Origin of the sequence: Gabonibacter chumensis (assembly GCF_024741215.1) — a bacterium.
In the GTDB taxonomy this organism is placed as follows: Bacteria; Bacteroidota; Bacteroidia; order Bacteroidales; family Marinifilaceae; genus Gabonibacter; species Gabonibacter massiliensis.
Window position 1 is genome coordinate 660,964 of record NZ_JANSKB010000001.1, and the last position, 21,030, is coordinate 681,993.

Annotated in this window: 20 protein-coding genes; 10 read left to right on the forward strand and 10 right to left on the reverse strand. The window is 40.7% G+C overall.

The window, feature by feature from the left end; all coding sequences use genetic code 11:
- Positions 1 to 56 precede the first annotated feature (56 nt).
- Positions 57 to 761, reverse strand: coding sequence for a UMP kinase (pyrH, locus tag NVS78_RS02905; protein WP_286357841.1), 705 nt, complete (start codon positions 759 to 761; stop codon positions 57 to 59).
- A 144-nt stretch (positions 762 to 905) separates the two neighbouring features.
- On the opposite strand from pyrH, the gene NVS78_RS02910 reads away from it, so the two are divergent.
- Entirely contained in the window at positions 906 to 1,637 is a 732-nt protein-coding gene (locus tag NVS78_RS02910; RefSeq protein WP_286357842.1) for a glycosyltransferase, read from the forward strand.
- Between the two features lie 35 nt (positions 1,638 to 1,672).
- Positions 1,673 to 2,287 (forward strand): lipid-A-disaccharide synthase N-terminal domain-containing protein, encoded by a 615-nt coding sequence (locus NVS78_RS02915; RefSeq protein WP_286357843.1) that lies wholly within the window; start codon positions 1,673 to 1,675, stop codon positions 2,285 to 2,287.
- 4 nt (positions 2,288 to 2,291) lie between these two features.
- Here NVS78_RS02915 and NVS78_RS02920 read toward each other — a convergent pair whose 3' ends face one another.
- Positions 2,292 to 3,833 (reverse strand): ArnT family glycosyltransferase, encoded by a 1,542-nt coding sequence (locus tag NVS78_RS02920; protein WP_286357844.1) that lies wholly within the window; start codon positions 3,831 to 3,833, stop codon positions 2,292 to 2,294.
- Between the two features lie 186 nt (positions 3,834 to 4,019).
- Here NVS78_RS02920 and NVS78_RS02925 point away from each other — a divergent pair, with 186 nt between their 5' ends.
- Complete coding sequence (locus tag NVS78_RS02925) at positions 4,020 to 5,657, forward strand: ArnT family glycosyltransferase (RefSeq protein ID WP_286357845.1); 1,638 nt, start codon at positions 4,020 to 4,022, stop codon at positions 5,655 to 5,657.
- A gap of 2 nt (positions 5,658 to 5,659) precedes the next feature.
- Here NVS78_RS02925 and NVS78_RS02930 read toward each other — a convergent pair whose 3' ends face one another.
- A complete protein-coding gene (locus NVS78_RS02930; protein ID WP_286357846.1) occupies positions 5,660 to 6,280 on the reverse strand; it encodes an HAD family hydrolase in 621 nt (206 codons plus the stop codon).
- 259 nt (positions 6,281 to 6,539) lie between these two features.
- Here NVS78_RS02930 and NVS78_RS02935 point away from each other — a divergent pair, with 259 nt between their 5' ends.
- From NVS78_RS02935 to NVS78_RS02960, 6 genes are all read left to right on the forward strand, one after another.
- Positions 6,540 to 7,451 carry a hypothetical protein gene (locus NVS78_RS02935; protein ID WP_286357847.1) on the forward strand — a complete coding sequence of 304 codons (912 nt, stop codon included), beginning with the start codon at positions 6,540 to 6,542 and terminating at the stop codon, positions 7,449 to 7,451.
- Positions 7,452 to 7,475: 24 nt separating this feature from the next.
- Complete coding sequence (locus tag NVS78_RS02940; protein ID WP_286357848.1) at positions 7,476 to 8,549, forward strand: FimB/Mfa2 family fimbrial subunit; 1,074 nt, start codon at positions 7,476 to 7,478, stop codon at positions 8,547 to 8,549.
- A gap of 167 nt (positions 8,550 to 8,716) precedes the next feature.
- Positions 8,717 to 9,733, forward strand: a complete 1,017-nt coding sequence (locus tag NVS78_RS02945; RefSeq protein ID WP_286357849.1) for a hypothetical protein — start codon at positions 8,717 to 8,719, stop codon at positions 9,731 to 9,733.
- A gap of 17 nt (positions 9,734 to 9,750) precedes the next feature.
- Positions 9,751 to 11,244: a hypothetical protein gene (locus tag NVS78_RS02950; protein ID WP_286357850.1), complete on the forward strand. Its 1,494-nt coding sequence runs from the start codon at positions 9,751 to 9,753 to the stop codon at positions 11,242 to 11,244.
- 24 nt (positions 11,245 to 11,268) lie between these two features.
- The gene (locus NVS78_RS02955) at positions 11,269 to 11,799 is read left to right on the forward strand and encodes a DUF3575 domain-containing protein (protein ID WP_286357851.1); all 531 of its coding nucleotides are present in this window, start codon (positions 11,269 to 11,271) and stop codon (positions 11,797 to 11,799) included.
- 11 nt (positions 11,800 to 11,810) lie between these two features.
- Positions 11,811 to 12,893, forward strand: a complete 1,083-nt coding sequence (locus tag NVS78_RS02960) for an OmpA family protein (protein ID WP_286357852.1) — start codon at positions 11,811 to 11,813, stop codon at positions 12,891 to 12,893.
- Positions 12,894 to 12,915: 22 nt separating this feature from the next.
- On the opposite strand, the gene NVS78_RS02965 is transcribed toward NVS78_RS02960, so the two are convergent.
- The 7 genes from NVS78_RS02965 to NVS78_RS02995 all read right to left on the reverse strand — a co-directional run bounded on the left by NVS78_RS02965 (position 12,916) and on the right by NVS78_RS02995 (position 19,601).
- Positions 12,916 to 13,593, reverse strand: coding sequence for an HAD family hydrolase (locus NVS78_RS02965; protein WP_286357853.1), 678 nt, complete (start codon positions 13,591 to 13,593; stop codon positions 12,916 to 12,918).
- A 62-nt stretch (positions 13,594 to 13,655) separates the two neighbouring features.
- Positions 13,656 to 14,474: a translation elongation factor Ts gene (tsf, locus tag NVS78_RS02970; RefSeq protein WP_286357854.1), complete on the reverse strand. Its 819-nt coding sequence runs from the start codon at positions 14,472 to 14,474 to the stop codon at positions 13,656 to 13,658.
- An 80-nt stretch (positions 14,475 to 14,554) separates the two neighbouring features.
- The gene (gene rpsB, locus NVS78_RS02975) at positions 14,555 to 15,370 is read right to left on the reverse strand and encodes a 30S ribosomal protein S2 (RefSeq protein WP_286357855.1); all 816 of its coding nucleotides are present in this window, start codon (positions 15,368 to 15,370) and stop codon (positions 14,555 to 14,557) included.
- 93 nt (positions 15,371 to 15,463) lie between these two features.
- On the reverse strand, positions 15,464 to 15,850 hold the full coding sequence (rpsI, locus tag NVS78_RS02980) for a 30S ribosomal protein S9 (RefSeq protein WP_041503223.1): 387 nt from the start codon (positions 15,848 to 15,850) through the stop codon (positions 15,464 to 15,466).
- Positions 15,851 to 15,856: 6 nt separating this feature from the next.
- Positions 15,857 to 16,312, reverse strand: coding sequence for a 50S ribosomal protein L13 (gene rplM / locus NVS78_RS02985; protein WP_041503224.1), 456 nt, complete (start codon positions 16,310 to 16,312; stop codon positions 15,857 to 15,859).
- A gap of 258 nt (positions 16,313 to 16,570) precedes the next feature.
- A complete protein-coding gene (locus NVS78_RS02990) occupies positions 16,571 to 17,362 on the reverse strand; it encodes a DUF4249 family protein (protein ID WP_286357856.1) in 792 nt (263 codons plus the stop codon).
- 1 nt (position 17,363) lies between these two features.
- Positions 17,364 to 19,601, reverse strand: a complete 2,238-nt coding sequence (locus NVS78_RS02995) for a TonB-dependent receptor (RefSeq protein WP_286357857.1) — start codon at positions 19,599 to 19,601, stop codon at positions 17,364 to 17,366.
- Positions 19,602 to 19,721: 120 nt separating this feature from the next.
- Between NVS78_RS02995 and hemW the strand changes: the two genes are divergently transcribed.
- Positions 19,722 to 20,840: a radical SAM family heme chaperone HemW gene (hemW, locus tag NVS78_RS03000; protein ID WP_286357858.1), complete on the forward strand. Its 1,119-nt coding sequence runs from the start codon at positions 19,722 to 19,724 to the stop codon at positions 20,838 to 20,840.
- Positions 20,841 to 21,030 lie beyond the last annotated feature (190 nt).

Here is a 21,030-nt window from a genome sequence, read left to right on the forward strand (position 1 = left end):
CAATAGTCTCTAAAGCGGGAAAAGGGATGCATTCTTTTCCGTTTAACTCCTTAAATTTAGTAAACGATTGTCCCGATGTTTTCACCCGTCATGACCTTTTTGAGGTTACCGGGGACATCCATGTTGAAAACGATAATAGGAAGATGATTCTCTTTGCACATGGTCGTTGCCGTTAAATCCATCACCTTCAATCCTCGGGAATAAATTTCGTCGTATGAGATTTTATCGAATTTTACGGCAGTCGGATCTTTCTCCGGGTCGGCAGTATAGATACCATCCACCCGCGTTCCTTTCAACATGACCTCGGCCTCGATCTCTATGGCCCTGAGACTGCTTGCCGTATCCGTGGTAAAATATGGATTGCCCGTGCCGCCGCTGATAATCGTTACATAACCTTCTTGCAGGTATTCCACGGCTTTTGCTTTTGAATAATACTCTCCGATAGGCTCCATGCGTATAGCCGTAAGTACTTTATTCTTACAACCTTCGTTTTCTAAGGCGGAACTTAGGGCAAGGCTGTTGATAACGGTGGCTAACATTCCCATGCTGTCTCCTTTTACCCTGTCAAAACCTTTGTTTGTACCGCTCAACCCCCGAAAAATATTTCCTCCTCCGATGACAATCCCGATCTGAATGCCCAAGTTTGCTATTTCGTGAATCTGGCGTGCATAACTCTCCAAACAAGCGGCGTCTATACCGTATTTTTGTTCTCCCATTAAAGATTCTCCACTGAGTTTTAATAAAATTCGGTTATATTGCATATCTTTGTCCGTTTAGTTTTGAAAACAAAATAATCTGAATTATAGTAATAAATTACGATATTGCATGACCGTAAAACGAACAACAAAGCTAAACAATTTTGTTGTAACTATAATTTAATTTATGCATTTAAATTTTTTTGACTTATGAATAGGACCGCAAACTATCAGTTAACCATTATCGTTCCGGTATATAATGAAGAGGGAAATATTTTGCGATTGGAAAAAGAGTTGGGTGATTTTTTGAAATCGGCGAAAGTCTCTTCTTGCGTTTTATTTGTTAATGACGGTTCGAAGGATGATAGCGAGCGGCTGATTCGTGAAGTATGTTCCAGGAACGAAAAATTCTTTTTTATGAATTTGGCCCGTAACGGAGGATTAAGTGCCGCTATGAAAGCGGGAATCGATCACTCCTTTTCACCGTGGGTCGGTTATATCGATGCTGATTTGCAAACGACGCCGGCCGATTTCAATCGTTTATTGGAATACGTGGGCGGATACGAGATGGTCATGGGGATTCGGACCGGGAGAAAAGATAGCTTGGTAAAGAATATGTCTTCTAAAATAGCGAATGGTTTCCGTCGTATGATGACTCATGACGGAGTGGAAGATACCGGATGTCCCCTGAAGATTTTGCGTACGGATTATGCCAAACGGATTCCTTTTTTCACGGGAATGCACCGTTTCCTTCCGGCTTTGATTCTGCTTCAGAACGGAAAAGTAAAACAGGTCCCTGTAAAACACTTTCCCCGGATTGCAGGTAAATCCAAATACAATTTGACGAATCGGTTGGTAGGTCCTTTTAAAGATTGTTTTGCTTACCGTTGGATGAAAAAGCGTTATATCAATTACCAAATAGCGGAAAATAACTTACAATAGGGAGTAATCAAAGGTTTAATTTAAAGTTCAGCGGCATGGTATATGTCATCGGTTTTTTGGCTCAGCTATTTTTTTCGGCCCGAATATTACTGCAATGGATCTTATCAGAGAGGGCGAAACGGGTTATTTCTCCGACTATTTTTTGGCAGCTTAGTCTGGCAGGCTCTTATCTTTTGTTTATTTACGGATGGATCAGGGATGATTTCGCCATTATATTCGGGCAGTTTATTGCCTATTATATCTATATCTGGAATTTAGATAAAAAGGAGCAATGGAAGAAATGGCCCAGAATAGTCCGAATACTTTTGTTGGTAACGCCCGTCGTGGTCGTTCTTTATTTGTTAAAAGACGCCCGGGCGTTTGCAGAACAGTTTTTCGGAAATGATTCTATCCCGTTATGGTTGTTGATTTTCGGATCGTTAGGGCAAATTGTTTTTACCTTACGGTTTGTTTATCAATGGTTTTATTCCAGGCACAAAGATGAATCTCTGCTCCCATTGGGTTTTTGGGTGATTAGTTTGGTAGGGTCGTTTATCATTGTTGCTTATGCTATTTACCGGCGTGATCCCGTGTTGATTTTGGGACAATCAACAGGTTTTATCGCTTATAGCCGAAATATTTATCTCTCCTTTTCCTGCAAGGGGAATTGATTCCTCAGTTCGGTTTTTCGATGATGTAAAATTTTCCGATGGCTGTATAGCGCGTACGGGACAGCCACGCTCTTAATTCCGGAGATTTTTGAACATCCCGTATCTTAATAAAAATGAGGTTTCCCCCTTTCTCGTATATGCGGAGCATCTTCTCTTTTTCTTTTATTTTAAAAAGGGGACGGTGAAGATAAATGTCCATATTTTCTCCGCTTCGAAAACGGTAAAAGTAAAGGTTTTCAATCGTACGGTTATTGATAATTTCTAAGGCTTTTTGAGATAAAGCGGAAAAGCCGAGATTCGGGTTCAGTTTCGGAAGAGCAAAGGAACTGACAAAGATAGAGAATAATAATCCTAAGGCTGTCGTTCGGATTGCCTGGTGAAGGTTATGCCGACGTAGGCTGACGAAGGCAAACAAAGCGCTGATGAAAAGAATTCCGATGCCTGTACGGATACAGTAAGGTCTGATAAATTCGATTCGGTCGGCCAAGAAAAAGGAGATCGGAAAAGCAAGAATAAATATGACAATAGGGATGTACAGGGTAAAACGGATCCATTTCTCTTTTATTTTTGGAAGGAGCAGTATGGAAAGATAGGCGACAAAAGGATATATAGGCAGTAAATAGATATCTAATTTCGAGCTGAACAACGATAATAGAATGAATGTTGTGGCGATGACGGAAAAGAAAAGTTTTTCCTTATCCGTTGTGATAAGTCTTTTCCAAATACCTGTGACCAGAATCAGGATATAGAAAGGAGACCAGGGAGCCAAAGCGTACCAAATGGTTGTTCCGTAGTACCAGAAAGGCTCTTTATGTTGGAAAGAATCTATTGCCCGGTTTATGGTTTGGTGAAACAGCAGGTCGTACAAGTAAGCATACCCTCCTTCCCAGAATACGCATCCGAACCATATGACGCATAGTGTCAATAGTATGGTAAATTCTTTCCATCCGAGGAATTTTCCGAATTTCCGAATCTCTTTTTTCACTATTAAAAAAACGACAATGGAACATACAGGGACAATAATGCCTATGGGACCTTTTGAAAAGAGGGCCATAAATATGCAAAAGGGTAACCAAAAGTGATTGTGCTTCCGGTCTTGATCCGTGTATCGCTTGTAAAAAATATAGAGGGATAACGTGATAAACATACACATCATCATGTCCATTCTCAATACAAGGGCAGATCCGAGAAAAAGTCCGCTGGTAAACAGTAGTAATGCTACGCTCCGACGGGAGGCCAGGGAACACTCCCGGATCCAACGATCCATTATCCCTATGGTAATAAAAGCGGGAATGACCGAAAACAGGGAGAGAAGGAACATGGAATGACTGCCCCATACGATCTTGCAAAGCATAATGATCCAGAAATATAAGGGTGGCTTATCCGCGTAGATCGTTCCGTGATTATAGAATGTAAACCAATTTCCATGGCGAATGGCTTCATCTGCGATGCTTAAATACTTTAATTCATTATTTGGTGTGAAATCTCGTAATATTAAGGCCGGTAAAACCAAAATGAATAGAAGAAAATACCGTTCTATTTTCATATTTTCCCTTTTTAGTCAGATTTAAACGACGTACAAATTTATATACTAAAATGTTTCTTTTTTGTTACGCGAATTGATTTTTTTTGCCAAAAAATATTTACGTTCATTTCTTTCTCCATTCTATCGCTTCTCTATTAATTTATTTTAAATTTGCGCTCTGACTCAAACAAATAATTATTTGGTGTTATGCAAAAAAGAGATTGGATTCATATATTATTTATCCTTGTTGTTTGTTGGTTTGCTTTTTTCGTGAACAACGATGCGATATTCGTTGATATTATGGAGTCGCGCAACCTCGTAACGGCCCACGAGATGAAGGCTTACGATAATTGGTTGGTGCCTACCATGAACGGGGAACTTCGTTTGGAGAAGCCTCCTTTACCGACGTGGATAGCGGCAGGTATTGATATGATAAGCCCGGATAATATCGCGTTACAGCGAGGGGCTGCCGGGCTTATGGCGACGATAATGGTATTTTTCCTTTATTTTTTTGCATCCGCTTTGACTCAGAATAGATTATTCGGCTTATTATCGGCGTTGGTACTTGCGACGTCGTTTAATGTGATCATGCAGGGGAGGGTTGCAACATGGGATATCTATTGTCATAGTTTTATGCTGGGTGCCATATTCTTTTTTTACCGTGGGATGGCGGCGATGCGGACGAGGTGGTGGGATTTTTGCGTGGCCGGAATATTATTAGGACTATCTTTTTTAGGAAAAGGGCCGGTTTCGTTTTATGCTCTTCTTTTGCCCTTTCTGGTGTCCTATTTCTTTATTTATCGTCCGAAATTCGGACATAAATTATGGCCTGTTTTACTGATGGTTTTGATTTTTATTCTGATCAGCTTCTGGTGGCCGCTCTATTTGTATGTCTTCCATAAAGACATGGCTTTATTTGTGATGGCTAAAGAGTCCACGGCTTGGATAGAGCGGAATGTTCGTCCATGGTATTATTATTGGAAATTTTTTGCGGAGTCGGGTATTTGGTCTTTGTTTTTGTTAACGGGACTATGTTGGCCCTGGTTAAAACATAAAATAACCTTAAAGAAAGAGTATAAGCTGGCGATTGTTTGGACATTGCTTTCTTTGGTTTTACTTTCTTGCTTTCCGGAAAAGAAAACGCGCTATTTGTTACCGTTGCTGATACCTTCCGCTATGGTGGTTGCTCATTATGTGCTATACATTTTTATAGCCGTCAAAGAAAAGAGTTTGACGAAGGGCGATAAGATCGTATTCCGGATAAATGCTTTCCTGCCCGCGATCATTGCCTTGGGAATGCCTGTTGCGTTGTATGTATTGTTTTTTCAAACCCGGCAAATCGGTTGGGTCTACTATATCGTAGTCTCTTTCCTTTTTTGGTTAGTCTCTTATTCTATTTTTGTAGGAGGCATAAGGCTAAAGCCTCTGAAAGTTTTTACGGGAATGGTTATTTTATTGATTCTCGTGGAGACTTTGTTGATGAATTCGGTGGCGACGATGTTTAATAATGAGGAGATAAAAAGTATACGGGCGGTCAGGGAGATTGAAAGTATCAATAAGTTGCCTTTTTATTATCCTCAAGAGGAAGAGTTGCGGATGGAGTTGGTATATGAAGCCGGTCGCCGGATTTTGCCGTGGAATGTACGTCAGGATACATCGATGTTGAATGTACTTCCCATCGTGCTCGTATCAGGGCGTCCAGCTGCAGAAGTATTGCCGGAAAATGTATTAGAACGGGTTAACCTCCGCTTCGTGGACGTGTATGATAATAATGCTCGAAAAAAGAATACCAAATATCACTCCCCGAAATTTGTCCGTTACGTCACAGTTATAGAGAAGAAATGATCCTATATTTTAAATAAAGGCCGGAGATCTTCGTACGGTTGTACCGTATAGGTTCTAAACCCGAAAGGTTTTGCCGCTTCGATATTTTGAGAAGAATCGTCCAGGTAGAAGGTGGTTTCGGGATGAATTCCGGAGCGGCGGATTACCTCTTTGAAAATAGCGGGATCCGGTTTGGTCATTTTTAATTCGTAAGAAAGAAACAGTTCGTCGAAATAGTTTTTCCAGCTTGCGCCTTCGTCCTTAAAGTAGGTATTCCGGATGTAATCCATCATGATTGGGTTCGTGTTGCTTAACAATAATATTTGATAATGCTCTTTTAATTGTCTCAGCATTTCCAGTTTGTACCCTGGAATACCGGCTAATATCTCCCGGTAAGCATCATCTATGCTTTCGTCCGTTACAGATCTTCCGATAAGTTTTCGGACACCTTCGTGAAACTCATCGATGCCGATTTGTCCTTGTTCTAATTGTTTGAAAACTCCTTCTTTAGGGAGGTAAATATCTAAATATTCATCTATATCTTTAAAGCCGATGGCTTGAAATGCCCGTATGCAGGCATTTTTATCCAGGTCTACGAGGACGCCGCCCAGGTCGAATAGGAGCGTTGTAATTTCTTTTTGCATATTGTATTATTTAATGTAATCTAAAGGGATATACGAATTTTTTGTTTTTATGATACATTAAAAATAAGGAATAGAAATGAGTTAGAAAATGGATTTTTTTCCATGATAGAAGAATTATGTATCAAATAAAGATCTTTTTCTATAAACATAACATTAACATAAGATTCACTATTTTCTTTATTAATTAAGTTAATTCGGATGTGTCGGTCAGTAACCTATATTGAAGGAGGTCGTTTAAGATTATATTAATAAACATAAAATGGATACTAAAAAACACCGACCATTCGTGTTACATGGACTTCTGTTAGGGGTTATATACACACTTGTTTTTTCCTCTTGTTTGTCTGAACCGGATAGGAGTTGTCCTGCGGAGTATCAGCTTCGTTTAAGTGTTGGAGACAAAAACTATGTAAATATTTCGGAGATTCCTCAGTTATCACCTAAAGATGAATCGTTACCTTTTCGTGCGTACGTGGGGAATGTTATGTATTGCTTGGAAAATGTAGCCACCGGGCAGGTTTTTATCGATGCCTCGTCCTCTCCTGTAGAAGGAAATGATGGTTTTTACACGCTTCGAACGACCGATATCCCTGACGGACGCTATGCCTTGTCCGTTTTGGGTAGCACCGACGTGACGAATGTGCCTGAGGATGGAGTCTTTGTTTTGCATGCAAATAATCAGGAGAGTTTCGACACCTATTTTTTTCACGATACGATTACATTGAATCAAGAAAAGACGACATACTATTTTTCGTTGAGTCGAGTTAAAGGTTTGTTGGTTGTTTTATTGGAAGATGCTCCCGATTCTTTGGCGAGGGTAGAGGTGAATATAAGTTCCGTACAACAAAACTTCGATTTAGTAAACGGTTATTCGGGAGAATCTTTCGTTCATAAATCCTTTATGAGAGACGGGATTCAACCGGATCTCTTTTCAACTTTTGTTGCTCCGACGGTTTCGGGTAAAAAATCTGTAGTACGCCTTTCTCTTTTTTCAAAGAACGAAACGATGCCTTACGCAATTTTACCGGATATAGAGCTTGTGGTCATGCAAAATGAAATAGCCTTTGCTAAAATTGGTTTCACCTCGTCGGGTGTTGAAATATGGATTTATGTTTCCAGAGCTTGGCAAAAATTGCATAATATGGATATCAATATAAATGGATTAAATTAATTTCTAAAACTAAACTAACTTTGTATGAAAAAATGGTATTTTATGACATTAGCAAGTATATTAATGCTTGCTTGTTCAAAGAATGAGTCCGAGGGACCACGGGATATTTCTCAAGGAAATATCGTATTCGAATTGGCAACGGTTAACCAATCGGAAAACGGAATTAAAGCAAAAACTCGTCCGCTTTACAGTCAGGAAGCAGTTCAAGAAGTGGAAAGGGTATTTATTTATGCCTTTAAGAACAATGGAACCAATTACGTGTATGATACGACGTATACGACAGCTTGGCCAAAAGGAACTACTTTTATGCGTTATTTCGTGGCCAATAACAATAAATTGGAAGCTGGAGATTATCAGTTTTTAGTTGTCGGGCGTGAGCTTACAGATAATTTTACACTTACAACACCGGTAATCGGTACAACGCAAATTACTGATATGACGGCGACAATTCCTTCTGTAGGTAAGGAATCCGAGATTTTTGCCGGAGAGAAAAATGTATCGGTTACTTCCGAGGGTGTGAGGGTTAGTGTGGAGATGACTCGTAAAATAGCCGGTATCTTAGGTTATTTTATAAATGTACCGGCTGTGATCGGTAACGTAAATGTGGCAACATTGCGTCTGACTATTACCAATGCATCCACGCAATTGAATCTGTATAGTGGTTTAGGTTCCAGTCCTACCGGAACGAGTTTTAACGTTTTTAATATAGACCTTACCGGTCAGGCAGTTACCTCGGCTGGTGTATTTGCCGGGAATGATCTGACCGGACAAGGAGTAGTGAAACTCGACAATACGCAGTTGATGGGCCGCTTCTTTATTCCGACAAGCAATATATCAATGACTCTCGGATTGTATGATGCTGCCGGTAATGCGTTGAAAACATGGAGTGTTGTTAACGAAAGCAGTACGACATTCGATCTTCTTCCCAATCATTTTTATACTTTGGGTAAGAAAGTGACGAAAGGGGATACGACTGGAGGCGGAACACCGGATAAAGGAGACGATGATGCTCCGATTGATTTGTTGAAAGATCAGGTTATTGCAATAACAATTAACCCGAACTGGTCGCAATTTCATAATCTTGTCATTCAAAATTAATTAATACTACAAATGCGTTCAAAAAGTACTCGTGAGCGGGTTATTTTTACTCAAAGTAACTTATATCCTCAATTGAAATTTTGCTCTTGGGTGCTTTTTGAACGACTTTTAAAAGTTGTTCGTTTACTCGTTAAGGGATAAGTGTTTTATACTAAATAGGAAGAGAGATGAAAAAGGTAAAGTCATATCTTTTATTCTTCTGTTTGTGTACGATTGTATTTATCGGGTGTACCCGGAAAGAAGAGATAGAACAATCGGAGGTCGTTCTTCCGTTAAAGCTTTTATTCGATAATAATTTAAATGCAAAGGCTTTAGGAGATCCCGTACATTCGGTTAACAGGATTTTGGTGTTGCCTTTTCAAAAACTCAATCCGTTACTCCCCGATAATAATTTAAACAATTATGCTCCACTCTATCTTTTTGCTCGTCAATGGAATGTTGCAAGTTTTCCCGTGGGAAATTTGGTGTTGAAATTGCCGAGAAATTTTGCGTATAAAGTTCTGGTTATCGGATACAATTCAAATGATTACGATTTTAATAATCAAGGGGCGACTTCAAATCGATTCTCTATCGGTTCGGCTGTTTCTCCTACACGTCTCGATAATTTTCATTTGTATCCCAAATCTCCTAATGTAGTTCCTGAATTTTTCACATGTTATCTTACAGCAACCAATGGGTCGATCGTTATCGGAACCACTTTTACTCCCACGAGCGATGTTAATCTTACGTTAAGTGGCCAATTGAATCGCATTGTAAGCGGATTGACCGTGAAAATTACGGCTATTCCCGGTTATGTAAAATCGATATCTCTTATGGCCGAGAGAATGGTGAAGGCTATTCGAGTATCCGACACGATTGCTTCGCTTGTTCAAACAACTGGAGGTACAGAGAGTCGATTAATACAGAAACTTGTTCCTTCGGCGGGACAGGTACTTTTTAGTAACATTCTTCTACCGACGATGACCACCTATAAAACAAAACTCTATTTGAATGTTAGTTATGGGTCTGTGACAGACATATATACGATTAAAATTAATGATTCACAAGTTTCTTCGGATAATAGTATTATTCTTAAACCCAATAGAGTCGTAAATATCTCCGGGCCGTATAATAAGATTAATTTGGGGTTTGAATTGAGTTATACGATTAAATTGGACGATGGGAAATGGGATGGATTACAATAAGTTAAAATGGATTGAATATGAAAAAATGGACCTATATATTCGGAATATTCTTCGTGCTGATAACATGGGGTTGTAACGATGACGTGGAACAATGGGAAACGGAATCTCCTTCTATTGAAATTCCTTCGGAAGTTCCGGAAGGTTATTTTGTAGTTACGTTTAATCAATCGGCTAGGACACCTGTTTCCGGATCCGATACGCGCGTTCAGTCTTTGCTTTATATTCTCTACAAATCTACCGGGGAGTATGTTAAGGAACGTGTCATACTTGTGCCGGGTGGAGCAACTCCTTCTTGGCCGCTTCCGGTTGTTCGAGATACGCTGCCTTTGGGTAAATATCGGGCTGTTTTTATGGGGAATGCCGATAAAACCTTATTTCCTTATAAAGTGACTGGAGGTGGTGGTGCCACGGCTTTGTCCGATATTTTAGTGAATTATCAGTCGACTTATAGTAATGCCAGACTCAACCTTCCAAATGTAGAGTTTGCCGATAACACGGAATATTACTGGGCAAATGACACTTTTTCGCAGAAAACGCCGAATCCTCCCGTGTTGTTGCAACGTATTTTGGGTAAACTCAACGTGCATCGTAATGTTGTGGATGCTCAGCAAGCCCTCAACCAGTTGGTTCAGAATATCGTTACCCAGATGGGGTATAAGAATGTTATACGGAATACGGCCAAAACGATTCTAACGGATAAGGTGAAGACGGCTCTCGGACCGGCCGGTATTTTATTGCTTCCGTTAGGAGGAATTACAGCAGCGACCGACACGATCGTGGGGAGATTACTTAACCCGGTAGTCGATACCTTATACAATCATTTGCTAAAAGAACTTGTCAATCAAATCAGTGTCGCTCTTACGGGAAACTCCGATCAAGCAACTCTACTGGAGAAACTCGGTTCTTTGCTTAATCCTTGGGAATTCAGTCAAGCCAATACCGCAATTGTTACGATTAAAGATTTTCCGAAATCAATCGATTTTAACCTGGTCGTAAAAGAGTTGTATACAGGTAAGAAACGGTTTGCTTGTAAATTCAGTACAGATCAATATTTTAAACAAAAAACGATCAATATAAAGGGCTTTTCGGGCTTGTATAATATTCAGGAGATTAATGTGATCAAAGAGGGACTTATTTCCGGTCTGCTCGTAGACCAGGTAATTGACAATACGTTGTTATTGGATGGTACGTTTGTCGATATCAGAGACTCCTTAAGAAACAATACGGCGACAAACATACAATATAAAGCGGATTATTCTCTTGTGGATATCGGGTTGAAATCGTACGACCCGCAAACGGGGACCTCCCCTTTGTCATTAACGGTTAGACTCGGTAATGTGACGAATATAACTCAACTTTTAACCGGACTTCCGGGGATAGGAGATTTGTTGGCTCTTGTACTTACACCATTAAATAATATTACGGTTACCGTTCCGGTTAATTTGCCTTTGCTTGCCGTTTCGAATTTGACGATCAGTGGGAAATGGAGTGTTCCGGCGGCATATCAATAAGTAGATTGCCATTAAAAAAAGATTATGAAAAAAATAGTTACGTTTTTGTTTGTCTTGTTTACAATACCTTCTTTTGCTCAAGAGATAGCTGTAAAAACCAATGCGGCGTATTGGGTCACGACAACACTGAATATAGGAGCCGAGTTGGCCATTGCTCCGAGAATGACATTGGATATTACGGGAAATTACAATCCTTTTGTTTTTCGGGATAATAAAAAAATCATGCATTGGGCTGTACAACCGGAGTGGCGTTACTGGACCTGTCAACGTTTTATGAGTCATTTTTTTGGAGTACATCTCCATTATGGTCGATATAACGCCGGTCTTGAGAAATATCGTTACAAGGGTTGGCTTGTCGGGGGAGGAGTGTCGTACGGTTATCAATGGCTATTGGGGAAACGCTGGAATCTTGAGGCCGAGCTCGGACTCGGATATGCTTACCTGAGTTATGATAAGTACTGTCGTAGTGCTTGTGGAAAGCGTATCGGTCCCGGACACAAAAACTATGTCGGACCGACAAAATTCAGTATTAGTATTCTTTATGTCATTCGTTAAAATACAATGCTATGAACTATTTATATCTTGCTCTTGTTTCCGGTGTCTTATGTTTAAGTTCCTGTGGAGGATTTCAACATTTCGATAAAAAAGAGGCTTTAACCGTTACGCCCGCCAAATTGGAACTTGTTGTCGATCAGAATACGGATCCTTATACTGTTCCAGTAAAATTCGATATAGATGTCCCGTCTCACTACGTTCCTTCTTGTGCCCGTCTTGTTATTACACCCCGTTTCGTGGGCGAGGGAAATGAGCATGCCTTTTCCCCGATAATCATACAAGGTAAGAAATATACTGAAATGGAACAGCGCCTACTCTATTTGCAAGAGGCTGTACAGGATTATCCGAACGTGAAACGATATCTCTCCACGAGAGAAAAAATGCAGATTCAGGTTGATGAAAAGGTCCCTTTCCAAATCTGGATGCTGAATGCTAAGTTTGTTCTAACCTCCGTACTGGAAACTTGCAATAAGACGCATTCGATTCCTGAACATCTGTTAGCCGACGGTGTAATTTATATTCCGCTCGGTCCCGGACCTGTACGCGTAAAATATGTAAGAACAGTTGAAACACGTAAAGAAGAAGGTTTTACTCGTCTTTTTTATCCCGTGAATGGCTATACCATCGATACGCTTTTGTTTCAGAATCGGGAGCAACTTGCTGAAATGACAACATTGATTCGTAATACATTAAGTGATACTTCTGCACGAATCGATCGTATTGTTGTTACCGGAATCTGTTCACCGGACGGAGCATGGAAATTCAATGAAATGTTGGCTCGGGAACGGGCGAATTCCGTTAAAGATTATTTGGTACACGAGTTGGGAATAGATGCAAGTCTGATTACAACTCAGTATATTGCTGAAGATTGGAGAGGGTTAGTTAAGTTGATTGACGTATCGGATATGGCAAATAAAGAACAGGTTTTAGGTGTGATAAACCGGGTTGATAATGACGATCAACGGGAAGTTGCTCTTCGTAAACTGCCTCAATACAAATACATAAAACAGACCCTTTATCCTCAATTACGAAAGGTTACATACGAAATTTATTATACGGTAGAAGAGGTAAAGGAGACGGTCGAACCGACATAAGAACGAGTATGCGTTGTTATATTTACAATCGGTCGAGAGAATTTTTTAACAACAGGTCGGAGAGGGATTGTATATCTTGAACGATATAATTTGCTCCAGCCTTACTTAATTCTTCTCTGTCGCCGTATCCGTAAAGTACTCCTATGGAGTCTATTCCTGTTTTTCGGGCACCCTCGATGTCATATTTGCGGTCTCCGATCATTACGATGTCTTCTTTATTTTCAATCGAGTTCTGCTCCATTACGAGACGAATGACTTCATCTTTATGCGAAATAGAACCGTCTAAACTACTTCCTCCTATATAAGAAAAATAGGGGGTAAGATGAAAGTAATCGATGATCTGACGTGCGTAGATTGTTGGTTTGGAAGTGGCTAACATCACTTTCTTTTTTGCTTTGTTCAACTCCTTCAATAAAGATTCGATACCCGGATACAGGTTATTTTCGTAAATTCCGATTTTTTCAAATCGTTTTCTGTAAACCTTGATAGCCTCCATTGCCATTTTTTCATTGAATTGATAGTATTCCATGAACGATTCTTTCAGGGGTGGGCCTACGAATTTTTGTAACGTATTGATATCCGTTACTTGAATGTCGAAACAGGATAAGGCATATTGTACGGATCTGGTAATGCCTGGCATGGAATCCGTGACGGTTCCGTCTAAATCCAATAATATGCAAGTGTAATTTTTCTGAGGCACGGTACGTTTTAGGCAAAAAAAACAGGCTATATAGCCTGTTTTTATATGAATTGATCCACCAATTAAGCATTCAGAGTGAAACGTAAAAATCCGGTGGCGGTTAAATCTTTGTCAATACTCTTCAAGTATTCCCTTACGGACATTTTTCCGTCCTGTTCGTAAACTTGATTTAATAGAGTCGATTCTTGGAAGAATTTATTCAGACGTCCTTGTGCGATTTTATCTAACATGGCTTCTGGTTTGCCTTCTTCCCGTGCTTTTTCACGACCGATTTCCACTTCGTGATCGATGACACTCTGGGGAATATCGTCTTTATCCAATGCGACAGGAGCCATTGCTGCTACCTGCATGGCGATGTTTTTCATTGCCTGCATGTCGGCTTCTTTATTGAAGCCTACGACAGTAGCCAGTTTGTTTCCCGGGTGAATATATACAACGGAAGCTTCAGCTTCTAATTTTCCGTAATAACTTAACTCTAATTTTTCTCCGATAACGCCTGTTTGCTCGGCAATCTGTTCCGCGATAGTTCTTCCATCCAGTTGGAGGTTTAACAAAGCTTCTATGTTTTCCGGCATATTAGCAAGAGCTGCTTCCAGAATACGGGTCGTGAATGCGATGAAGCCTTCGTTCTTAGCCACAAAATCTGTTTCACAATTCAGTGAAACGATTACGGCTTTTTTCCCGTCGGTTTTAGCTAATACACATCCTTCTTTAGCATCTCTGTCAGCACGTTTGCTGGCAATAACCAGACCTTTTTTACGGATAATGTCCACGGCTTTGTCAAAATCACCTTCAGCTTCCTGAAGAGCGTGTTTACAGTCCATCATTCCGGCGTTTGTTGCTTTACGCAACTTCATTACGTCTGCTGCTTTTATTTCCATTTGTCTCCTTTTTTTAATTTGTAAATGATCATTTACAGTGGCAGACTTACGATACAATCGTAAGTCTGTAAGATCGTAAATTAATTTTCTTCTTCTGAAGCTGATTCTTTTACCTCTACTTCTTCTACCTCTGCTTCCTCCTGATCTTCCACTTTCTCTGCTTTTTCTACTACGGCTTTTTTGTCTCCGCCCTCTTTTTCCCGTTCAACTTTTCTTTCGGTTAACCCTTCTTTAATAGCAGAAGCCACTTTTTCAATGATCAATGAGATGGAAGTCGAAGCATCGTCATTACAAGGTATTACGAAGTCGATTCCGTCCGGATTAGAGTTCGTGTCTACCATTGCAAATACGGGGATCCCGAGGGTATTTGCCTCTTTAACAGCGATGTATTCTTTCATAACATCGACAACAAAAAGAGCGGCCGGGAGCCGGGTCAAATCGGCGATACTACCCAAGTTTTTCTCCAATTTGGCTCTTTGACGGGAGATTTGGAGTTTCTCTCTTTTTGAAAGATGATCGAAAGTTCCGTCTTTCTCCATTTTGTCGATGGTCGTCATTTTTTTCACGGCTTTCCGGATGGTGGGGAAGTTGGTTAACATACCGCCCGGCCATCTTTCCGTTACATACGGCATGTTGATATTAGAAATTTTTTCGGCAACAATGTCCTTAGCCTGTTTTTTTGTTGCTACAAACAGAATTTTTCTACCTGATTTAGCGATTTGTCTTAAAGCAGCACTTGCTTTGTCCAACATAATAGCTGTTTTGTTCAGGTCGATGATGTGGATATCATTACGCTCCATAAAGATATAAGGAGCCATTTTGGGATTCCATTTACGGGTAAGGTGTCCAAAGTGACAACCTGCATTTAATAATTCGTCGAAATTTGTATTTGACATTTTTGTTTTTTTATAAAGTTTACATTCTTACATTTAATCAATTGCCGGGTAGTTCTCATTAGAAGTCCCGCCAATTTAGATACTAAACCTCCATTAACGTTTAGAGAACTGGAATCTCTTACGAGCACCCGGACGCCCCGGTTTTTTACGTTCCACTTCACGCGGATCTCTGGTCATGAATCCTGCTGCTCTTAATTTTGGTTTGTCTTCGGCATTGATTTTTACCAATGCTCTGGCAATTCCTAAACGTAATGCTTCTGCCTGACCGTTGAAGCCACCTCCTCCAAGATTTACTTTGATATCGTATTGTCCGGTTACTCCTAACAATTCAAGCGGTTGTTTTACAATGTATTGAAGGGTCGGCAAGGTGAAATACTCTTCCAAATTTCTTTTGTTGATCGTAATATTGCCTTTTCCCTCGCTGAGATAAACACGTGCTACTGCCGTTTTTCTTCTACCGATTGCATTAATTACTTCCATACCTTGTTATTTAAGTGAGTTTAAATCAATTACTTTTGGCTGTTGAGCCTCTTGCTTGTGCTCCGTACCGGCGTACAAGTAAAGATTTTTCATGACAGCTCTGCCAAGGCGATTTTTCGGAAGCATTCCTTTAACAGCGTGCTCGATAATTCTTTCCGGGTGTTTTGCCAACAACTGTTGCGGTGTTGAAATTCTTTGTCCACCGGGATACTGGGTGTGTCTGATGTACTGCTTGTCGGTCAATTTCTTACCGGTTAACTGTACTTTTTCCACGTTAATGATAATTACGTTGTCTCCGCAATCAACATGAGGTGTGTAGCTGGGTTTATATTTGCCTCTTAAGAGTTTCGCAACTTTTGAAGCAAGACGTCCCAAAACCTCGTTTTCTGCGTCAATTAAAACCCACTCTTTTTTAGCGGTGGCTTTATTGACGGAAATTGTTTTGTAACTAATTTGATCCACTTCTTTTGTAATTTAAAATTATACTTCTGTTTGTCTTTTTTCGTGGTTTACTTTAGCATCCCTTTTCGGTGAAAACAAACGAGGTTAGTCGGGCGACTGTTGAACGTTTTCATCCTCGGGTCTGCGATGCAAGGTAAATGGCTAAGGTTCACTCCTGCATTTTTTCGAATAAACTACTCCAAAATGAGGGACAAAATTACATAAAATTTCGGGTATACAAAAAGTTTGCGGTAAAAAGTTTGAATATGAAGCGTTTGTTTATTTGAGAGCGATGCTTTTCGTGTCTTCCGTGTAGCAAGTGAAGATTCCCAAAGCTCCCTCGATGTTTCCCTCTAAAGGCACCGGAGTCGTGATACTCCCCTGATTCGCGCTATTGGCTTCATTTAAGGATATCTGATAGTTATAACAATCTTTTGTGATGCGCATCAGGCTGACAAAGGCTATATCTGCCTCTGCGATTTGTGAACAGACGATACGACGTGTTATGGTAGAAACTGATTTGTAATGACTGAGATTCAGGTAGGAAACCTCTTTTCTGAATATCGAATCGTTGGCTGAGAGCTGAAGCGTGTAAATATAGTAATTTTGGGTCGGATCTTCCGAAGTGGAAAAATGGATGCTGGCAACGTTATTTTTGATTTGATATGAATCTATTTTGATCGCTTCCGGAACGGCTGTTTGTGCTGTTATCTGATTTTTTTCGGGCGTTATTATTTTTAAATAGAGCGTGTCGTTACCGGGTGCCAGTTTTTTTTCGCTCCCGTAATTGTAAATGAAATCGGAACCGGGGAGAGTAAAGATGACGTGTTCCATTTTGATCAATTCGTTTGCCCGGATCGAGATATCGAATTCCGTCGAAAAGTCTGGAGCCAAATTGCCCGAGATGGGCAAAACGGGAATGGCACTCAAGGAGAAAGTTTCTTCCGGTTGGCAATAGCACTCGATAAAGTAGCCGGAAACGGTTCCCATGTTTTTTATGGGAAGATCTTCTTCCGGAATGCAGGCGTAAACGGAGAGCAAAATTCCTAACAATACACTTTTTTTCTTCATGTTACCATCTTAAACGTAGCGAAATATACGGAATAAACGGTAACATTACCTTGGATTTGGGTACGAATTTTGTCCCCGTTTGTCCCGTACGTTCCGGTCTGAAATAAATAAATGAGGGATTGGACTGATTGTATATGTTGTACGCGCCTATCGTCAATTTGAAGAAGAGATTCCGGAAATTGAACTTATAGTTGATGTCCGCGTCTAATCTATGATTGTTAGGGAGTTTGTAATTGTAACGGTCTGTATAAACCGGAATAAGAACAGGATGATCCAGAATGTCCGTAATGTTATGCGCGATAACCGCTCCGACGGGGAAAGTAGTGTAAACTCCCGAGGAGAATGACCAGAGTGCGTTCCATGTAAGGCGTGAAGAGAGGTTATAGGAAAAGTTGATAATGATATTGTGCTTGACATCGTAGGGGGGATAAAAAGACCTGCCGTTATTGATCTCCTTGAATTGCCTTTTGGATTCCGATAGGGTGTAGTTCGCGTGTGCGTAAAAGGCTCGGTTATTCAAGGTGAAATCTATTTCGAATCCTTTCGCGTGGCCTTTCCCTTCGATCTGGTTATCGGTTAATGCCGTATATTCCGTTTTTATATCGGATGCAAAATCTTTGACGTGACGCATGTCTTTATAGAAAACTCCCGCGTAGATGGATAAAATTTGACTGACGGTCTGATTTATTCCGATGGAATATTGATGACAGATAGCCGGTTTCGATTTTTTTTCTAACGGATACCAAATGTCGATGGGAGTCTTCACCGTGAAATAGGGATAAAGACTCAAGTATTGGGCGGTCTTGGCGTAGTCCATCCAAAGGGTAAAGCCTCCTTGGGTGTAGCTGATTTTGAAGCGGGGAGAAAACGTATGTCGGAGGGTTGCTCCCTGATAAAATTGATAATTGACCCCTCCGTTGATATTGAAGTAAGGGTTAATTTGATAAATTATATCTGTATATAAATCATATAAATTAAATGATTTATCTGAACTTTTTATTAATAAGTTGTGGTAGTCGTCCATTTTGTTTGCCGTTTCAAAGCGGGCGTACTCGAATTTGCCTCCGGTATTGAATTGTATCCGTTCCGAAAAGGAACGGGAGTAGGAGAGTTTTGCAAGAACCGAGTAGTGTTGGTTACCCCCTCCCATCGGGATACTGCCTGTGGCATCTCCTTTGCTGTAAGCGGTGTTCATTCCGACCTGTAAACTCCAGAACCGATCGGAGGATGGAACGTAAGTGGTGTTTACGATACCGGATAACGTGTGCCAATTGAATTTGTATTGGATATGGTCGCTTAGCTTCATCTTTAAATTATCGATGGTGAATAATCCGAAAGCGTTCATGCGCCATTTGCCGGAGATTTTGGAATCTAAGCTAACCGTAACGTCGCTGAAACCATATTCCGGCATGTAGTTCGGTTCTTGTTGATCCTTGATGGTTTGGTTATATATTCTTGCGATATGTTCGAGATAAGATGTCCTGAGAGATACGGCAAAGGAGGTTTTATTTTTTATAATCGGTCCTTGTGCCTTTATCGACGAGGAGACTAACCCTAACGTAATCTCTCCCTCGTAATTTTGTTTGTTCCCTTGTTCCGGTCGCATGTTGATATAAGACGAGAGAAAACTGTTGTATCGGGCCGGAAATCCGCTTTTGTACAAGGTCGAATTGCTGATGATGTAAGGGTCGAAGGTGGAAAGAATTCCGGTCAGGTGATCTGGATTGGCGATAGGCATGTCATTGATTAAAAATCCGTTTTCATTGCTGTTGCCTCCCCGTACGTATATTCCTGAATTCAAGGCATTGGTGGTAATAATTCCCGGCAGGGTAGCCAAGTATTTCATGATATCCTGTTCCCCGAGGATGGCCGGAATCCGTTCGATATTGTTCGATGAGGCAAAAATCTTACCGCTGGCCGGAAAACCGGTCACGATAACCTCTTTTAAGTTATTGTGTTTATTTCGTAAGACAATCACAAAAGAGGTTCGATTATTCAGTAGCTTATAGGTCTCCTTTTGATAATTCACGTGCGATAATTCGAGGGTACATGGAAGTTCACATTCCAACCGGAAGTGCCCGGTCGAATCCGTTGTCGTCCCTGTTTTCCCTTCCACGTAATAAATATTTACCCCTTGTACGGCTTCTCCCGTGTTGGATATCACTCTTCCCAGGATTACGGTTTGCGCCTGAAGGTAGATAGGCCCGAATAAAAATAAGAAGGCGATAAGCTTAAACATGGTTTTAATTTTAACTTGCACTTCCCACTGAACTTTACAAATGTAGCAAACAATTCATAATTCAATGTGAGGGATACGCGATAATTGTTGTTAAATTTGTCGCTTAATAAATTTTCGTTCATGGGAATATACGTGCATATACCTTTTTGCCGAAGTAAATGTTTTTATTGTGGTTTCTATTCCGTGGCTTCCATGCAACGGAAAGAGGAGTATGTCCGGGCATTGTGCCGGGAGGTTGAATTAAGAAAGGAGTATTTGCCGTCTCGACAGGCGGATACGCTTTACTTCGGAGGAGGTACTCCCTCTTATTTAGAGGTGAATGAATTGGAGAAGATCGTGAGGAAAGTGGAGTCCTGTTGGACGTTTTCTCCCGATTCCGAGCGTACGTTGGAGGCGAATCCCGAAGATATTACTGTTGAAAAGCTGAGATTTTGGAAAGAGGTGGGGTTTAACCGTCTAAGTATTGGCGTGCAGTCTTTCGACGATAAGGTTCTGAAGCAGATCAACCGGACACACTCGGCTCGCCGGGCGGAAGAGGCGGTGTACCGGGCTGCTGATTGCGGATTTGAAAATATCGGAATTGATTTGATTATCGGTCTGCCCGGAAGTACCTCTTCGGATATGGAGCATCATCTGAAAATACTTGAGAAATTACCGGTATCCCATGTTTCGGTTTACCTGTTGAGCATCGACTCTGATACTGTTTTCGAACGCTTGGCGGCCCGCGGAAAATTTGTTCCTTTGGATGATGACCGCTTGGCCGAACAGTATCTTTGGGTTTCCGGTTACTTGAAGCATATTGGTTTTGAGCATTACGAAATATCTAATTTTGCTAAAAAACGTAAATATTCGAAACACAATACTTCTTACTGGATGCAACGTCCTTACCTCGGTTTGGGGGCAGCGGCCCACTCTTATGACGGGGATTCCAGGCAATGGAATGTGGCTCATTTGGAAAAATATATGGATGCTTTGCAGGAAAATCGGTTATATTTCGAGCGGGAAGAGTTAAGCGATAGGGACAAGTATAATGAATGTATAATGACGCGTTTGCGTACGATGTGGGGGTTGGACATAAAGCGGCTTGAACGGAGGTACGCCGTTTATTGGAACCGGGTAAAACACAAGTTACCTGTTTGGAGGGAAAACGGACTTTTAGAGGTAGAGAATAATACAATTCGGTTGTCTCCCCGGGGGTGGCTGGTTTCTGACGGAATTTTTAGCGAGCTGTTTATTTGAAACGAGAAAAATTCCTTCTTTTCGTGGAGGATATTCAAAACTTATAACGGGTTTGGAGACGGAACTTTTTCAGGATATGAATCTAAGAGGTATCTATTTGTGAATTGATGCTTAATTTATTATTTTTGCCCATCCGTGTTTCGGGTGGAACATGGTGTAGATAAAATGATAATGGTGTAAATGTAAGATG

Excerpts from the sequence above, each read along its gene's own strand:
- tsf (WP_286357854.1), bottom strand. The coding sequence starts at position 14,474 with ATGGAAATAAAAGCAGCAGACGTAATGAAGTTGCGTAAAGCAACAAAC.
- NVS78_RS02950 (WP_286357850.1), top strand. The coding sequence starts at position 9,751 with ATGAAAAAATGGACCTATATATTCGGAATATTCTTCGTGCTGATAACA.
- NVS78_RS02940 (WP_286357848.1), top strand. The coding sequence starts at position 7,476 with ATGAAAAAATGGTATTTTATGACATTAGCAAGTATATTAATGCTTGCT.
- rpsI (WP_041503223.1), bottom strand. The coding sequence starts at position 15,850 with ATGGAAGTAATTAATGCAATCGGTAGAAGAAAAACGGCAGTAGCACGT.
- NVS78_RS02955 (WP_286357851.1), top strand. The coding sequence starts at position 11,269 with ATGAAAAAAATAGTTACGTTTTTGTTTGTCTTGTTTACAATACCTTCT.
- NVS78_RS02945 (WP_286357849.1), top strand. The coding sequence starts at position 8,717 with ATGAAAAAGGTAAAGTCATATCTTTTATTCTTCTGTTTGTGTACGATT.
- NVS78_RS02920 (WP_286357844.1), bottom strand. The coding sequence starts at position 3,833 with ATGAAAATAGAACGGTATTTTCTTCTATTCATTTTGGTTTTACCGGCC.
- NVS78_RS02910 (WP_286357842.1), top strand. The coding sequence starts at position 906 with ATGAATAGGACCGCAAACTATCAGTTAACCATTATCGTTCCGGTATAT.
- NVS78_RS02995 (WP_286357857.1), bottom strand. The coding sequence starts at position 19,601 with ATGTTTAAGCTTATCGCCTTCTTATTTTTATTCGGGCCTATCTACCTT.
- hemW (WP_286357858.1), top strand. The coding sequence starts at position 19,722 with ATGGGAATATACGTGCATATACCTTTTTGCCGAAGTAAATGTTTTTAT.
- NVS78_RS02960 (WP_286357852.1), top strand. The coding sequence starts at position 11,811 with ATGAACTATTTATATCTTGCTCTTGTTTCCGGTGTCTTATGTTTAAGT.
- pyrH (WP_286357841.1), bottom strand. The coding sequence starts at position 761 with ATGCAATATAACCGAATTTTATTAAAACTCAGTGGAGAATCTTTAATG.
- NVS78_RS02930 (WP_286357846.1), bottom strand. The coding sequence starts at position 6,280 with ATGCAAAAAGAAATTACAACGCTCCTATTCGACCTGGGCGGCGTCCTC.
- NVS78_RS02935 (WP_286357847.1), top strand. The coding sequence starts at position 6,540 with ATGGATACTAAAAAACACCGACCATTCGTGTTACATGGACTTCTGTTA.
- NVS78_RS02915 (WP_286357843.1), top strand. The coding sequence starts at position 1,673 with ATGGTATATGTCATCGGTTTTTTGGCTCAGCTATTTTTTTCGGCCCGA.
- rpsB (WP_286357855.1), bottom strand. The coding sequence starts at position 15,370 with ATGTCAAATACAAATTTCGACGAATTATTAAATGCAGGTTGTCACTTT.
- NVS78_RS02925 (WP_286357845.1), top strand. The coding sequence starts at position 4,020 with ATGCAAAAAAGAGATTGGATTCATATATTATTTATCCTTGTTGTTTGT.
- NVS78_RS02990 (WP_286357856.1), bottom strand. The coding sequence starts at position 17,362 with ATGAAGAAAAAAAGTGTATTGTTAGGAATTTTGCTCTCCGTTTACGCC.